General features: G+C 63.4%; 13 protein-coding genes. 11 read left to right on the top strand and 2 right to left on the bottom strand.

Going from position 1 to position 14,971, the window contains the following annotated elements:
• The 7 genes from hisA (at position 1) to L21SP4_RS09535 (ending at position 8,068) form a co-directional block, all read left to right on the top strand.
• Positions 1-732: a 1-(5-phosphoribosyl)-5-[(5-phosphoribosylamino)methylideneamino]imidazole-4-carboxamide isomerase gene (hisA, locus tag L21SP4_RS09565; RefSeq protein WP_052882447.1), complete on the top strand. Its 732-nt coding sequence runs from the start codon at positions 1-3 to the stop codon at positions 730-732.
• Positions 733-781: 49 nt separating this feature from the next.
• Positions 782-1,870 carry a class II aldolase/adducin family protein gene (locus tag L21SP4_RS09560; RefSeq protein WP_052882446.1) on the top strand — a complete coding sequence of 363 codons (1,089 nt, stop codon included), beginning with the start codon at positions 782-784 and terminating at the stop codon, positions 1,868-1,870.
• Complete coding sequence (locus L21SP4_RS09555) at positions 1,863-2,441, top strand: glycine cleavage system transcriptional repressor (RefSeq protein WP_052882445.1); 579 nt, start codon at positions 1,863-1,865, stop codon at positions 2,439-2,441. Before L21SP4_RS09560 ends, L21SP4_RS09555 begins: the two co-directional genes overlap by 8 nt.
• Positions 2,438-3,817, top strand: coding sequence for a PFL family protein (locus tag L21SP4_RS09550; protein ID WP_052882444.1), 1,380 nt, complete (start codon positions 2,438-2,440; stop codon positions 3,815-3,817). Before L21SP4_RS09555 ends, L21SP4_RS09550 begins: the two co-directional genes overlap by 4 nt.
• A 228-nt stretch (positions 3,818-4,045) precedes the next feature.
• Positions 4,046-6,796, top strand: coding sequence for a pyruvate, phosphate dikinase (gene ppdK / locus L21SP4_RS09545; RefSeq protein ID WP_052882443.1), 2,751 nt, complete (start codon positions 4,046-4,048; stop codon positions 6,794-6,796).
• A gap of 133 nt (positions 6,797-6,929) precedes the next feature.
• Positions 6,930-7,538 (top strand): RNA polymerase sigma factor, encoded by a 609-nt coding sequence (locus L21SP4_RS09540; protein ID WP_052882442.1) that lies wholly within the window; start codon positions 6,930-6,932, stop codon positions 7,536-7,538.
• Positions 7,535-8,068: a phospholipase D-like domain-containing protein gene (locus L21SP4_RS09535; protein ID WP_144413820.1), complete on the top strand. Its 534-nt coding sequence runs from the start codon at positions 7,535-7,537 to the stop codon at positions 8,066-8,068. Before L21SP4_RS09540 ends, L21SP4_RS09535 begins: the two co-directional genes overlap by 4 nt.
• On the opposite strand, the gene L21SP4_RS09530 is transcribed toward L21SP4_RS09535, so the two are convergent.
• On the bottom strand, positions 8,043-8,924 hold the full coding sequence (locus L21SP4_RS09530; protein WP_052882440.1) for a fumarylacetoacetate hydrolase family protein: 882 nt from the start codon (positions 8,922-8,924) through the stop codon (positions 8,043-8,045). The genes L21SP4_RS09535 and L21SP4_RS09530 overlap by 26 nt on opposite strands.
• The gene (rnhC, locus tag L21SP4_RS09525) at positions 8,921-9,892 is read right to left on the bottom strand and encodes a ribonuclease HIII (RefSeq protein WP_082116784.1); all 972 of its coding nucleotides are present in this window, start codon (positions 9,890-9,892) and stop codon (positions 8,921-8,923) included. Before rnhC ends, L21SP4_RS09530 begins: the two co-directional genes overlap by 4 nt.
• 75 nt (positions 9,893-9,967) lie before the next feature.
• Between rnhC and L21SP4_RS09520 the strand changes: the two genes are divergently transcribed.
• The 4 genes from L21SP4_RS09520 (at position 9,968) to L21SP4_RS09505 (ending at position 14,960) form a co-directional block, all read left to right on the top strand.
• Positions 9,968-10,462, top strand: coding sequence for a hypothetical protein (locus L21SP4_RS09520; protein WP_144413819.1), 495 nt, complete (start codon positions 9,968-9,970; stop codon positions 10,460-10,462).
• Positions 10,463-10,512: 50 nt separating this feature from the next.
• Entirely contained in the window at positions 10,513-12,144 is a 1,632-nt protein-coding gene (locus L21SP4_RS09515; protein ID WP_160300786.1) for an outer membrane beta-barrel protein, read from the top strand.
• A gap of 96 nt (positions 12,145-12,240) precedes the next feature.
• The gene (locus tag L21SP4_RS09510; protein ID WP_052882436.1) at positions 12,241-14,364 is read left to right on the top strand and encodes a GumC family protein; all 2,124 of its coding nucleotides are present in this window, start codon (positions 12,241-12,243) and stop codon (positions 14,362-14,364) included.
• Between the two features lie 11 nt (positions 14,365-14,375).
• Positions 14,376-14,960 carry a polysaccharide biosynthesis/export family protein gene (locus L21SP4_RS09505; RefSeq protein ID WP_082116671.1) on the top strand — a complete coding sequence of 195 codons (585 nt, stop codon included), beginning with the start codon at positions 14,376-14,378 and terminating at the stop codon, positions 14,958-14,960.
• Positions 14,961-14,971 lie beyond the last annotated feature (11 nt).

The raw sequence follows: 14,971 nt of genomic DNA, 5'->3' as shown, positions 1-14,971 counted from the left end.
ATGGTGATCTACCCCGCCATCGACATACGGAACGGGAAGTGCGTGCGGCTGCTTCAGGGGCGCGCCGAGGACGAGACGGTCTACGCGGACGATCCCGCGGAAATGGCGCGCCGGTGGGTCGGCGAGGGTGCGCAGTGGCTGCACGTGGTTGATCTGGACGGCGCGTTCGAGGGCGCGCCGCGCAACACGGAAGCGCTGGCGCGCATCTGCGCGGCGTCGCCGGTCCCGGTCCAGACGGGCGGCGGGCTGCGTACGGACACGGATCTCGAGCGGGTGTTCGCGGCGGGCGCGGCCCGCGCCGTGCTGGGTACGCGCGCGGCGGAACGGCCCGAAGACCTCGCGCCGCTCGCGGCGCGGTTCGGCGGCGACCGGCTCGCGCTGGGGCTGGACGCCCGCGACGGGAAAGTCCGCACCCGGGGCTGGGTCGGGACGTGTGACGCCGATGCGCCGGAACTCGCGCGCCGCGCCGCGGAGGCGGGGGTCGGGACGCTGGTCTATACCGACATCTCCCGCGACGGCATGATGCGGGGGGTGAACGTGGACGCCATGGAACGGATGTGCCGTGCCGTGGACTGCGGGGTTATCGCCTCCGGCGGGGTCTCGACCGCGGACGACGTCCGTGCGCTGGCCGCGCTGGGCTGCGCAAACCTGGTCGGCGCGATCGTCGGCAAGGCCTTGTACGAGGAGACCGTAACGCTGTGCGGGATGCGCGCGGCGGCGGGGGAACCATGACCGGCAGGGAGGCGTCGCAGGACGCACCGGAACGAAGGAGATTACGGATATGAACGAGGAAGAACGACGGAACCTGGAAACCATCACCGAACTTTCGACGGAGTTCGGCGGGGAGGAATATGTGAAGGGCGGGGGGGGGAACACCTCCTGCAAGAACGATACGACCCTCTGGGTCAAGCCTTCCGGGACGACCCTGGACGGCATGAGCCCCGGGACGTTCGTCGCGCTGGACCGGAAGAAGGTGGATCGTCTCCACGAGGCCGAGCCGCCGGAGGACGCCTCTGCGCGCGAGACGTGGGTCAAGGACCTGATGGCGGAGACGGTGCTTCCCGGGTACGAGGGCCGGCCTTCGGTCGAAGCCCCCCTGCACAATGAGTTCGACGCCGTGTTCGTGGTCCACACCCACCCGCCGATGGTCAACGGCATGACCTGCGCGCAGCAGGGCGAACAGGCCTGCCGGAAGCTTTTCCCCGACGCGATGTGGTGCGAGTACATCGATCCGGGGTATACGCTCTGTACGGTACTCCGTGAACGCATCGGCGAGTGGAAACGGGAACAGGGCGCTGAAACCCGCCTCATCTTTCTGCAGAACCACGGCGTGTTCATCGCCGGCGACAGCGCGGAAGAGATCCGCGAACAGTACGGGAAGGTCATGCAGGCCCTCCGCGGCGAAATCGAGTCGGCGGAAATCGCCCCCGAACTGGACGAGCGCGAAGCGGATGAACAGGCGTGCGACAAGGCCGCGGATCGCATCCGCGAAGCGCTGGGCGACGATGCGGCCGGGCTGGCGCGCGGCGGCGTATTCGCCGCGCCGGGCGGGCCGATCTCGCCCGACCATATCGTGTACGCGAAGTCCTTCCCGCTGATCGGGCGCTGCACGCCGGAGGCGGCGGAGACGTTTCGCAAAGAGTACGGGTACGCGCCGCGCGTGATCAGCGAAGAGCCCGCCGTGTTCGGCGCGGGACCGTCGCAGAAGGTCGCCGGCCGCGCGCTGGAACTGGCGCGCGACGGCGCGCTGATCGTGCAGTACGCCCAGGCCTTCGGCGGGATCCGCTACATGGACGACCGCGCGCGCGAGTTTATCGAGAACTGGGAGGTCGAGGCCTACCGCAGCAAGGTGGCGGAGGGAAATGGATGACCGGCGGCATTTCGTGATTTCGATCCTCTCTCGCGACCGCGTGGGGATCGTGGCCGACGTGACGGGGGTGATCCGCGATCTGGGCGGCGATCTGGCCGACCTGAGCCAGACCGTGCTCTGCGGGTATTTCACGATGATCCTCGCCGCGCGTTTCCCCGCGGGCGTCGAAGCGGCGCAGGTGCGCGAACGTCTCGAGGCCCGCGGCGCGGAGACGGGGGAGGCGTTTGACGTGGGTATCCGCGTGCTGGAGGAGGAGCTCCCGGCGGACGCGGCGGCCCGCGACTCGGGCGGCGAGTATGTGCTCACCGCGGTCGGACCGAACCGCAGCGGGCTGGTGGCGTGCGTCTCGTCCTTCTGTCGCGAACACGGGATCAACATCCTCGATCTCGCCACCACGCTGGCCGGCGAAAACTACACCATGATCCTGCTGCTCGACCTGTCCCCGGTAGACGATCCCGCCGCGCTGCGCACCCGGCTTGAGGCCCTCGGCGAAGAGGCCGGGCTCTCCGTAGTGCTGCAGCACCGCGACATCTTCAAGGCCACGCACGAAATCCGGGAGTACTGGCGATGATCCGTTCCGACCAGATTCTCGACACGGTCGAGATGATCCAGAAAGAGAACCTCGACGTCCGGACGGTGACGATGGGGATCGACCTGCGTGACTGCCGGACCGGCGATGCCGAGTCGACCTGCGCCGCCGTCGAGGCGAAGATCCGCGCGTCGGCGAAGGATCTGGTCCGGAACTGCGACGAGATCGGGTCGCGCTACGCCGTGCCCGTGGTGAACAAGCGCATCGCCGTGACCCCGGCGGCGGAGATCGGGGCCGGCATGGACGTCGCCGGGTTCGTACGGCTCGCGGCGGCGCTCGACCGCGCGGCTGAGGGTGTGGGCGTGGACATTCTCGGCGGGTTTTCCGCCGACGTCTGTTCGGGCGTCAGTCCCGCAGCCCGGACGCTGATCGACGCCCTTCCGCGCGCGATGGCCGGGACCGGGCGGGTGTGTGCCTCCTTCAACGCCGCCGACAGCCGGCACGGGATCAACATGGACGCGCTCAACCTGCTCGCGGAGCGCATCCTGGGCGTCGCCGCCGCCACGGCCGAACGGGACGGGTTCGGGGCGGCCAAGTGCGTGGTCTTTGCCAACCAGCCCGGCGACAACCCGTTCATGGCCGGGGCCATTCACGGCGCGGGCCAGCCCGAAAAGGTGCTGCACGTGGGGGTCAGCGGCCCGGGGGTCGTGGCCCGCGCGCTGGAGCGGAGGCTCGGGGAGACCGGCGGCGCGCGGCCTCGGCTGGACGACCTGGCCGAGGAGATCAAGCAGGCCGCGTTCCGGGTGACCCGCTGCGGTGAGCTGATCGGCCGCGAGGTCGCCGCCGCCCTGGACGTGCCGTTCGGGGTGGTCGACCTCTCGCTCGCGCCGACCCCGGCGGTGGGCGACAGCGTGGGCGATATCCTGCGCATCCTGGGCGTGGACGCGATCGGCGCGCCGGGCACGACGGCGCTGCTGGCGATGCTGACCGACGCGGTGAAGAAGGGCGGGGCCTTTGCCAGCCATGCCGTCGGGGGGCTGAGCGGCGCATTCGTGCCGGTGATGGAGGACGCCGAGCTGGCCGCCGCCGCGGAGGCGGGTCACCTCTCGCTCGAGAAACTGGAGGCGATGACCAGCGTATGCTCGGTGGGGCTGGACATGGTGCCCGTGCCGGGCGACACCGACGCGGCCACGATCGCCGCCCTGACCGCCGATGAGCTGGCGATCGGGGTGGTCAACCACAAGACCACCGGTGTGCGGATCATTCCCGTGCCCGGCAGGGAGGCGGGCGAGCGGGTATCCTTCGGCGGACTCTTCGGCGCCAGCGCGATCATGACCATCCGTGAACCCCGCCGTTCCGGCCGCATGGCCGCCTTCGGCGGGCGCATCCCCGCGCCGATTCACAGCCTCAGGAACTGAACGACGCTCTTGTTCATCCTTCAGGTTTCAGGGTTCTCACTCAGGCTCCATCCCATAATCCCATAATCCCATAATCCCGCCCTCATCTTGACATGAACGCGCGAGTTCATAAATATGGCCGACTTAAGCGGTCGGCGCGGCGGAACTCATTTTGCGCGAACCGGAAAGCCGGGGTCTGGTGCGGCCGGGACCCCGGTGCAACGAAACGTAAGCGGAGGAGAATCGGACATGGCGAAAAAGTACGTCTATTTCTACGGACTCAGTGAAGAGCAGACCGAGGGCGATCGCAGCATGAAAGCGATTCTCGGCGGCAAGGGCGCGAACCTCGCCGAGATGTCGAACGCGGGGCTGCCGGTCCCGCCCGGGTTCACCCTCAGCACCGAGGCCTGCAAGTATTACTCGGAGCACGGCGGCAAGTATCCCCAGGGCCTTGAGAAGGAGATCCGGGCTCACCTCGACCAGCTCGAGAAGGGCATGGGCAAGAAGCTCGGCGATCCCGACAATCCGCTGCTCGTTTCTGTGCGCTCCGGCGCCGCGATTTCGATGCCCGGCATGATGGACACGGTGCTCAATCTCGGTCTCAACGACAAGTCGGTGCAGGGGTTCATCAAGCAGACCGGCAGTGAGCGCGCCGGCTGGGACTGCTACCGGCGGTTCATCGACATGTTCGGCGACGTGGTCATGGGCCCCTACACCGGGCTCAAGCACGAGCACTTCGAGCACGAGATCGAGAAGCTGAAAAAGAAGTACGGCGCGAAGGAGGACACCGACCTTACCGCCGAGCAGCTCAAGGAACTCGTCGGTATTTATAAGAAAGTCTACCAGGACAAGGTCAAAAAGCCCTTCCCGCAGGATCCGGAACAGCAGCTCGACCTCTCCATCCGCGCCGTGTTCGGGTCGTGGGACTCCGATCGCGCGGTCAAGTATCGCCAGATCAATAAGATCAGCGGCCTGCTCGGCACGGCGGTCAACGTCTGTACCATGGTGTTCGGAAACATGGGCGACGACTGCGGAACCGGCGTGGCCTTCACGCGCGACCCGTCCACCGGCGAATCGGTGGCCTACGGCGATTACCTGAAGAACGCGCAGGGCGAGGACGTCGTGGCCGGCATCCGCACGCCGAAGCACATGAACGACATGGCGAAGGACAAGTCGCCGGCGTGGCGCAAGACGCACAAAGAGCTGATCCAGATCATGAAAAGGCTCGAGAAGCACTACAAGCACCCGCAGGACATCGAGTTCACGGTCGAGCGCGGGAAGCTGTGGCTGCTGCAGACCCGCAACGCCAAGCGCACCGGGATCGCCGGCGTGCGCTGGGCGGTCGAGATGGCGACCGGCAAGGACGTCTTCACCGGAAAGAAGCAGACCAAAATTCTCAGTCAGAAGGACGCGCTGATGAACGTCGGCGGCTCCGATCTCGAACAGCTCCTCTTCCCGGTCTTCGACATGAAGGAAGAGAAGAAGGCGAACGTCATCGCCGAAGGGCTCCCGGCCGGGCCGGGCGCGGCGAGCGGCACGATCGTGTTCGACGCCGACGACGCCGAGGCGGCGGTCGAGAAGGACAAAAACGCCCGCGTCATTCTCGTGCGCCGCGATACGAGTCCCGAGGACGTCGGCGGCATGTGGGCTGCGCGCGGCGTGCTCACGTCGACCGGCGGCATGACCTCGCACGCGGCCGTGGTGGCTCGCGGCTGGGGCAAATGCTGCATCTGCGGCGCCTCTGCGCTGAACATTGATTACAAGAAGAAGCAGGTCACAGTCGGCAAAAAGGTCTACAAGGAGGGCGACAGCATCAGCCTCAACGGATCGACCGGCAAGGTGTATGAGGGTGAGATCCCGCTACAGTCGAGCCCGGTGGTCGAGGCGGTGATCGGCGGAAAGGCGGCCGCGAAGAAGCACCCTTATTACCGCATGTACGAGATGCTTTCGGGGTGGTCGGACACGCACCGCAAAATGAAAGTCCGCACCAACGCCGATGCGCCGAAGGACGCCGCGGCCGCGAAGGGCTTCGGCGCCGAGGGCATCGGCCTCTGCCGTACCGAACACATGTTCTTCGAGGGCGACCGGATCTGGTCGATCCGCGAATTCATCCTGGCCGAGGACAGGGAGGGGCGTGAGAAGGCGCTCAAGGATCTGCTGAAACATCAGCAGAAGGATTTCGAGGGCATCTTCAAGGAGATGGATGGCCTGCCGGTGACGGTGCGGCTGCTCGATCCGCCGCTGCACGAGTTCGTGCCGCATGAAAAGAAAGAGCAGCAGGAGATGGCGCGCCGCCTGGGCGTGAGCGCCCGCAAGGTCGCGGACCGCGTCCGGCAGCTCCACGAATTCAACCCGATGCTGGGCCACCGCGGTTGCCGGCTGTCGATCACCTATCCCGAACTCTGCGTCATGCAGACGAAGGCGATCATCGGAGCCGCCTGCAAGGTCTCGAAGCTCAAGAACGCCGTGAAGGTCCATCCCGAGATCATGGTTCCGCTGGTCGGCAGCAAGACGGAACTGGACTACCTCGAGAACGTGATCCGTACGACCGCGGACGAGATCATCGAGAGGACCGGGGCGAAGGTGAAGTACATGGTCGGGACGATGATCGAGGTGCCGCGCGCGGCGCTCACCGCCGATCAGATCGCCGACCGGGCCGAGTTCTTCAGTTTCGGTACGAACGACCTGACGCAGATGACCTTCGGGTTCAGCCGCGACGACGTCGGCACGTTCCTTCCGGAGTACACCAACCGGAAGATTCTGGACGTCGATCCGTTCCAGCACCTGGACCAGGAGGGCGTCGGGCAGCTGGTGAAAATGGGCGTCGAACGCGGCCGCTCGGTTCGCGGGGATCTCAAATGCGGAATCTGCGGTGAGCACGGGGGCGATCCCGATAGCGTCAGGTTCTGCTACGAGAGCGGACTGGACTACGTGAGCTGCTCGCCTTACCGCGTGCCGATCGCGCGGCTGGCGGCGGCGCAGGCCGCGATCGAAGAGTAACCGGACCGCGCGCTCGCAAGCCAACGAGACACCCGGTCCGCCGGGTGTCTTTTTTGGTGCGCCCGGGGAGTTGTGCGACGGCCCCGGGTTTCGCCTGTGCAGCCGGCCCGGATGAGTTTATGGTGGGACTGCTGTGAGTAAAGGGGACGACAACCGGACGCCGCCTGCGGAAGGCCCCCCGGACGCCGAGCTGGTGCGACGCGTCCAGCAGGGGGATGCCGGGGCGTATGAGGATCTGGTCCGGCGCCATCATGCCCGGATTTACGGACTGGTCTACAACATGACCAGCAACCGCGAGGATGCCGAAGACCTTACCCAGGAGATTTTTCTCAAGGCCTACCGCTCGCTCTCGAGATTTCAGGGGCGTTCCTCCTTCTACACATGGCTCTACCGCATCGCGCTCAATATGACGATCAACTACCGCAAAAAGCGGAATCGCAAACAGGCGCTCAGCCTCGACGAGATGGTCGGCGAGGTGAAGACGGACCCCGCGTACACCAGGCTGCACGCCGACGAGTCCCCTTTCCGGAACGCCAACATCTCCGAGTTCCAGAAAAAATTGAACAGCGCCCTGCAGTCCCTGTCTGACAAGCACAGAACGGTGGTGGTGCTCCATGACATCCAGGGACTGCCGCACAACGAGATCGCAAAAATTGTAGGATGTTCGGTGGGGACGGTGCGATCCCGTCTCTTTTACGCGCGTCAGATCTTACAGGGCAAACTGGCTGAGTTCGCACCATGAACTGCATTCGAGCACGGAAATTAATGCGGCGGGAACTCGACGGCGATCCGGGTCCCGAGCTGAAACAGCACCTCGAAACCTGCGGCGGTTGCCGCGACCTCTGGCATCTTCAGTCCCGGACCAGGGCCTGGTGTTCGCTGAAGGCCTATGAAACTCCGCGTAGGGGTCTGGAGGACCGTGCGGCCGCGCGGATCATGTCCGTCGTGCGTGCGGAGACCGAAAAGGGCCGGGAGCGCGAGCGGCGCTGGATGTGGTTTTTCGCGGAGCCGCGCTACGGTCTTGCACTCCTTTTCATCCTCTTCCTTGCCCTGAACCTTCTCGGTTCGGGCGGGGGAACCGGCCGTCACCTCGACGGCATGGTGATCGAAGCCGACCGCGTGATGGAAAACGCGGGCGGCGAACAGCTTCTCTCCCGGATGGTGCAGACCAACGAGACGGCGGAGGAGGAAATCGATCTCACCCCGGAATCCCCGTATATCGTCCCGGACCGGCCTGGCGGGAATTTCAGGTACGTGGGCTTTGAGGAGTAGCGGCAGCGGTTTTCAGCCGCTGTTCTCCCAGCCCTTCGATCCGCAACACCATTTCATCGCCCTCCGCCAGGGGTCTGGGCGGGTCCTGCGCCGCGCCGATGCCCGGCGGCGTGCCGGTGGCGATCACGTCGCCGGGTTCGAGCGTGATTCCGCGGTCCAGGGTGATGTACTCGATCAGTCGATCGGGCGGGAAGATCATCGTTCGCGTGTTCCCGCTCTGCATCCGTGCACCGTTCAGCTCTGATGCCAGATCGAGTTCGGGTGTACACGGAAGCTCGTCCCGGGTGAGCAGGAAGGGGCCGAGGGGCGCGAAGCCGTCGTGTCCCTTCGCGGCGAACCACTGGGAACAGGTCCGCTGGGCCCGGCGGTCGGTGAGATCGTTCAGGATCGTCCATCCGGCGATGCAGTTATGCGCCTCCGCCGCCGGGACATTTTTTGCCCGCGCACCGATCACCATTGCCAGTTCGACTTCCGCATCGATCTCGGCGGGTTTGCCGGGAAGTTTCAGGAGGTCTTCCGGGCCGGCGAGGGCCGAGGCCGGTTTGGAAAAGAGGATGGGCTCGGGGGGCGGCGGCCTGCCGAATTCCGCGGCGTGGTCTGCGTAATTCTCGCCGACGGCGATGATCTTACCCGGCCGGGCCACGGGCGGCCCGAGGCGGACCTCGTCCCGACGCACCGTGCGCCCGGGTTTCTCGCGTACGAGCGATTCAAGCCGGGCGATTCCGTAGTGTGAGAAAAAATGGGCATCGTAATCCTCGATGTCGAACACCGCGGCCCTTACATCGAGAATGACTTCGTCCTCCAGCAGCACCCCCGGCCGCTCTTCGCCCGCATTTCCGTATCGTACAAGTTTCATGGATTTCCGCTTTCAGATTTTCCGTTTTCAGAACTCAAGCTCCGCATCTCCTCCCCGCACGCCTCCAGCACGCGGTCCGTGGTGCGGAAGTGGCATTTCGCGGTTTCGCGAAGCACCTCCGGTCCGTTGGCGCGCACGAGCTGCTCGGCCGCCGCGCGCACCTTTCCGGAGGCGCCTTTCGGCAGGGCGACGCCGCAGGTCTTCCCCAGACCTTCAAGCCGCGAAAGGAATTCGTCCCGGGCCAGGACCGAGGCGGCCGCCACCGCCGGGTCGTCTTCGGCGCGGACCCGCTGCTCGACCCGGATGCCGCGGCCGCGCTTCATGAGGGCGCGCTCGACCCGGTGCGTCGGCCCGAATTTGTCGAGCACCGCCCGGGGGCAGTCGGGGACCTGTTCGAGCAGGTTTTCGATCGCCCGGGCGTGACCCCAGGCGACGAGGCTGTTGACGTTCCGCATCTTGTCGTAGAGGCGGTTGTAGGCCGAGGGGTTTACGGGAACCAGCGCGTACCGGCCCTCCAGGAGTTCGCGCACCTGTTCCGCCGATTTGCGGAGTGCGCGGTCCGAAGAATAGTTCTTACTGTCGCGGACATTCAGCCCGCGCAGGCCGTCCACCAGCTCGGCGTTCACGTAGGCCGCGGCGACGACCAGCGGACCGAAGTAATCGCCCTTGCCGCTTTCATCGACCCCGAGGTGCGGTTCTCTGAGTGCGGGGTCGAGGGCGTCCTCGTAACCGACTTCGGCCGTGCGGAGGACCTCCGGCTCCAGGGTGAACAAGACCCAGTCCTCGGCCCCCCGGCCCTGAACCACGCACTTCCCGCTGCGGTACAGGTTGATATTGCAGTCCCGGCCCTTTACCGCCCGGATGGTGTGAGGGGTCTCCGCCGGACGGTAATTACCCGTGTCCAGAATGCGCACAAGGCACTCCTGTTGCTCGGGTGTCAGCTTGCGTGTAAAACTCGTCTTTTTCATGAAATTCAAACCTATAATTCTTTGACGTATGAGAGACAAGAGCGTTTACTGTACATGCTTGGTTCGGTCTTGAATATGATGAACCCCATCGAAAAATGGATACTGGGCGCCACGGTCTCGGGCATGCTCTGCCTGATGTGCACGGCGGCTCCCTCAGGCGGCGGTAACCCGCCGGAGGAGCGGGTCACCTACGCCGTGGCCGCGACGGTACTCGCTCACGGCACATTTCACCGCTATGTGGACCGCGAGGCCGGCCTGAATCAGTGCGTGCAGTTTCTCAACGCGCACGGCATACACATCGACTCCGCCGGGCTGAGTGAACCCCTTCCGAAGAAAGAGCTGGCGCGCCTGGTAGCCCAGTCGGTTCTCGTCCGGACGGGGGAGGCGGAATACGAATCCGGACGTGTAATTCTGCCCCCGGACGCGGATTCATGGGTTGACTATTGCCTCCTGTACGATATAAACGTTGATCACGCATGGGCGAAGCTTATGGATTTCGTTCGAGAGAATGCGTCGTATGTCCGGCGGTTGAACGGTGAGGAGATCCCAAACAGAAGGGAAGAGCAATGAAAACAGCTGTTATTTTAGAGAGCATTCCCAAACGCATCAGCATTTCAATCATGCTTACGGCAGGTCTGCTGTTCGCGACCGTCTCCCACCTGCAGGCCGCCGAGTCTATGGGGCAGTTCAAGAGCGCGATCCAGAGCGACGACGCGCGCAAGGCCGGCCATGAAGCGGCCGCGATCGTTAAGTCGCGTGTCGAAGGCGACGTCAGCGAGGAGGCCGTCATGGAACTGGCGGCGGAACTCGTCGAGCAATCCATGCAGACCGGCGATGAACGCACGGTCAAGTGGGTTTCGGCCGGAGTACTGAAAGGCGGCGGCCCCGAAAATTTCAAGGCGACGGCGCTCGGCATCGACGTGGTTACCGAAGGCACGAAATTCGAGGAGACCGGGCGGCAGGTCGTCGCGGAGGTCGGTCGGCTCATGAACGGCGACTTCAGGATGGCTGCGGCTGCTGAGGACTCCGAAGAAGAGGAAGGCAAGGCGTCCCGCAAGAAACGCAAGACCTCGAAACCGAAAGCGGGCGGCAAGACGGAATGGCAGCTTCCCGGGTACATTACCGAACTCTTCACCGCGGGGTCCGCTTTCTGGGATCTCAGCAACCGGATGTATGTCCGGTGGGACGACAATCTCTACACGGATGACGACAAGGACGATGGCTGGAGTTTCAACGAGAGCTTCACGCTTTCGACGAGAATGGGTACGGACCGTACAGACTTTTATCTCCACTACCGACCCACGTACCGGTACTCGCCCGAGAAAGACGACGACCAGCAGCTCTTCCACGAGTTCTCCGGCCAGGTCAACCATTCGATCTCGCCGCGCACGATGCTGCGTCTTTCGGATACCTTCCAGTACAAGGAGCAGCCGGAGCGGGTCGTTTCCGGTCGGAATACGGAGAGCACCTACTATCGGAATAAGGTGAACCTGAGCGCCGATCACGCCCTGCACTACAACTCTCGTCTCAACCTGAGCGTGGGCAATGAAATACTCCGCTACGACGAGGATTTGCTTTCCGACCGTCACGACATGGACAAGTACCGGATCGGCGGCTCGCTGTCGCGCCAGATCGTTCCGAACAAGACCGTGGGCTTCGTGAACGCGAGCTTCCAGCGGGCCGAATACGTGGGGGCCAACCGCAATGCCGGCACCGACACCATGCTGATGACGCTCGGTATGAGCCACGTGTTCAACCCGGACCTTACGATGGAGGGCTATCTCGGGGCTTCCCAGACCGAATTCGAGAACAATGTGCGGGGCGACGACTATCTCGCGCCTTATGCACGCGCCAAAGTGTATTACCAGTTCTCGCCGCGTACCACGGTTCACGCCGGGGCGGGGTATTCGTTCAACGAGGAGTCCACCGAATTTACCTACGCCAGCTCGCTCCGGCAGGACTATGCGCTCGGCGTGAAGCACGAGCTGACCGGCAAGCTGACCTTTGATCTGACCGGATCCTACTATATCGACGAGTACGAATCCGAGTTTCTCATTCCCGGTACAGGGATTCCGATCGGGGTGGACGGCCAGACCTATTACTCTCAGGTGCGTTCACGTCTGACTTACGACCTCAACCGGATGCATTCGTTCGACGTCGGATATCGGTTTACGGACCTGCAGTCCGATATAGCCACCCGGGATGACTGGGACCGTAACCAGGTCGAGTTCGGATGGCGCATGAAATTCTGAACACACAGGGTGCCCCGGCGCACTAATCCGGGGAGACTCAGGCAGGCGGGTGAGGCTCAAAAGGCCTCACCGTCTCTATTACGGGGGTAAACAATCATGGATCAACCCAACCCGAATCAGCAGCAGAAGGACTCTGACGGCGGTCTTCACTTCCTCGATTACTGGCGCGTCATCCGCGCCCGTAAGGAAATCATCCTGGCCGTCGCGCTTCTGGTGGTGCTGGTCGGCACCGCATACACATTTACGCTCCCGAGGATCTATCGCTCCACGGCGACGATTAAAGTTAACAACGAGGGCACGGATGTCGACGTCTTTCGCAACGAAGGCGGCCGCTCGCTTTACAACCCCTACTTTCTCAGGACACAGCAGCGAATCATATCTTCGCGCCCCGTTCTGTACGAGGTGATTGAAAGACTGAATCTTCGCAAGGTCTGGGGCAACGAAGACCGTAAAATTCCCGAGGATGTCGCACTCAATATTCTCCGCCGAAGTATCAATCTGTCGGCTGCGCCCGACACCTCGCTTATTTCCATCATCGCAGAGCGGGAAAAACCCGAGGAGGCCGCGCGCATAGCCAATCAAGTGGCCGAGGTCTACCGGGATATGCGCCGGGATGTGAAGCGCAAGGAAATGCGTAACGCTATCGAGGAACTTCGGACACAGCTTCAGAAACAGCAGACGAAGGTGGATGAGGCGGAACAGGAAATGGAGCGCATCCGTCAGGAACTCGATGTAACATTTGTGGGCAATGAGCAGAGCGGCGTGAGCGTCGATAAGATGCGCCTGCAGCAGCTCGAAGGCGACCGCATCCAGGCGCGGGTGGAAATGCTGGTGCGCAAGGCGCGTTTCGAGCAGATGCAGGCGCTCGAAGGCCCCGAACTTCTCAACGCCTCGGAATATGTCGTCAAGGATCCCAATCTCAGCGACCTGCGGAAACAGATTCTGGATACCGATGTCTCGCTGAGCCTGATGTCGGAGAATTACGGGCAGAACCACCCGGAAGTGAAGCGTCTGCGTGCGGCCCGTGAGGAACTGATGGGCAAGCTGGAAGAGGCGCTGGATGGTCTGATCAAGGGGCTGAAGGCCGATTACGAGGTTGCCCGGGCGAATTATGAGGCGCTCGAAAAGGAGCTGGCCGGAATCAGGGAAGAGGAGCGACAGACGCAGCGCGAGAGCCTGCTTCCCTTCAATAAGGCCCGTCGAAATCTTGAGATCCAGCGCTCGATCCTGGATGCGTTGAAGGCCCGGGTGACGCAGGAGGGGATTACCCTTGAAATCCCGCGCACCGCCGTCGAAGTTATTGAACCCGCGGAACCCGGCTCATCGCCGGTGAGCCCCAACCTGTTTCTCAATGTGCTCATGAGCGTCTTCCTCGGGCTCGGCGCCGGCGTGGGCCTCGCCTACTTCATTGAATATCTGGACACCTCGATCAAGACAGCGGACGATGTCGAGCGCTATCTCAGCCTCCCGGTGCTGGGGCTGGTCCCGCAGAAGGTGCGGCCGATGATCGAGGAGGGGCCGGACAGCGAACACGCGGAGGCCTACCGCGTGCTGCGCACGAACCTTACCTTTACCAACGAAGGCCAGACGAAGGGCACGTTCCTGTGCACGAGCGGGGGAGCGGGCGAAGGGAAGTCGACGACCATCTTCAACCTCGCCTATATCTGCGCACAGCGGGGAGAAAAGGTTCTCCTGATCGACTCGGACCTCCGCCGCCCGGTTCAGCACCGTATCCTGGATACGGACAACCGGTTCGGGCTGACTAACGTGCTCCTGCGCGACGTGCCGGTCGAGGAGACGATCAAGCCGACGAGCGTGCCGAACCTCCACTTCCTGCCGAGCGGGCGGCTGCCGCGCACCTCCCTGGGCCTGCTCGAATCGCAGCGGATGAAGGAACTGATTCACAACCTCCGCAGCAAATTCGACGTCATCTTTCTGGACAGTCCCCCGGTGATCGGGATCAGCGACGCCTCGATCCTGGCTTCAGCCGTGGACCGTGTGATCATGGTCTGCCAGTACCGGAAATATCCGCGGGATATGGCGATGCGCGCCAAGCAGCTTCTTGAATCGAGCAATGCCCGCGTCTCGGGTGTGGTGCTCAACAACATCAATGTGATGCGGGACGATTACTACTACTACTATCACTCGTATTACTATAATTATTACTACTATCGTTCCGGCGAATCGGCGCCGCAGGAAACAGAAACGGCTGAGGGTTGAGAGGTGGCTCGATGAAAAGTTGGGTTGGCGCAGGATTGTGGTTGCTCGTATTGCTGGCGGCGGCGGGATGTCTGACCTATACGCAGTCGTCCGGGGACGAGAGTTCACGTGACGTGGGAACCTACCGGCTCAAGCCGCTGGATCCCATCAATGTCGTGCTCAGGGGCATTCCGGAAGGCGAACGCGTGATCGAAGAGACCATCGATGAGTCCGGCCGAATCAACCTGATGTATCTCGATTCCATCGAGGCCGCCGGGAAGAGTACGGCGGAACTTGAAGACGAGATCGAGCGGGCGTATATCGACAACGATATCTACCGCGATGTCACCGTCCACGTCATGATGTACGCCAAGAGCTATTATGTGCGTGGCGAAGTGAAAAGTCCGGGACAGTACCAGATCACCAAAGGCACCACGCTGCTCCAGGCCATTGCGGCCGCAGGCGGCTATACCGAGTACGCCAACGAACGGAAAATCCAGATTACCCGAGGTGGCGAGACCTATTTCTACAATGCGAAGAAACTCGAGAAGAATCCGGGGCGCGATCCCATGATCGAGGCCGGCGACGTGATCAGGGTCTGGCGCAGCATTTTCTGAGGCGGCTCAAA

Origin of the sequence: Kiritimatiella glycovorans (assembly GCF_001017655.1) — a bacterium.
In the GTDB taxonomy this organism is placed as follows: Bacteria; Verrucomicrobiota; Kiritimatiellia; order Kiritimatiellales; family Kiritimatiellaceae; genus Kiritimatiella; species Kiritimatiella glycovorans.
This window is presented reverse-complemented; position numbering and strand designations above follow the sequence as displayed.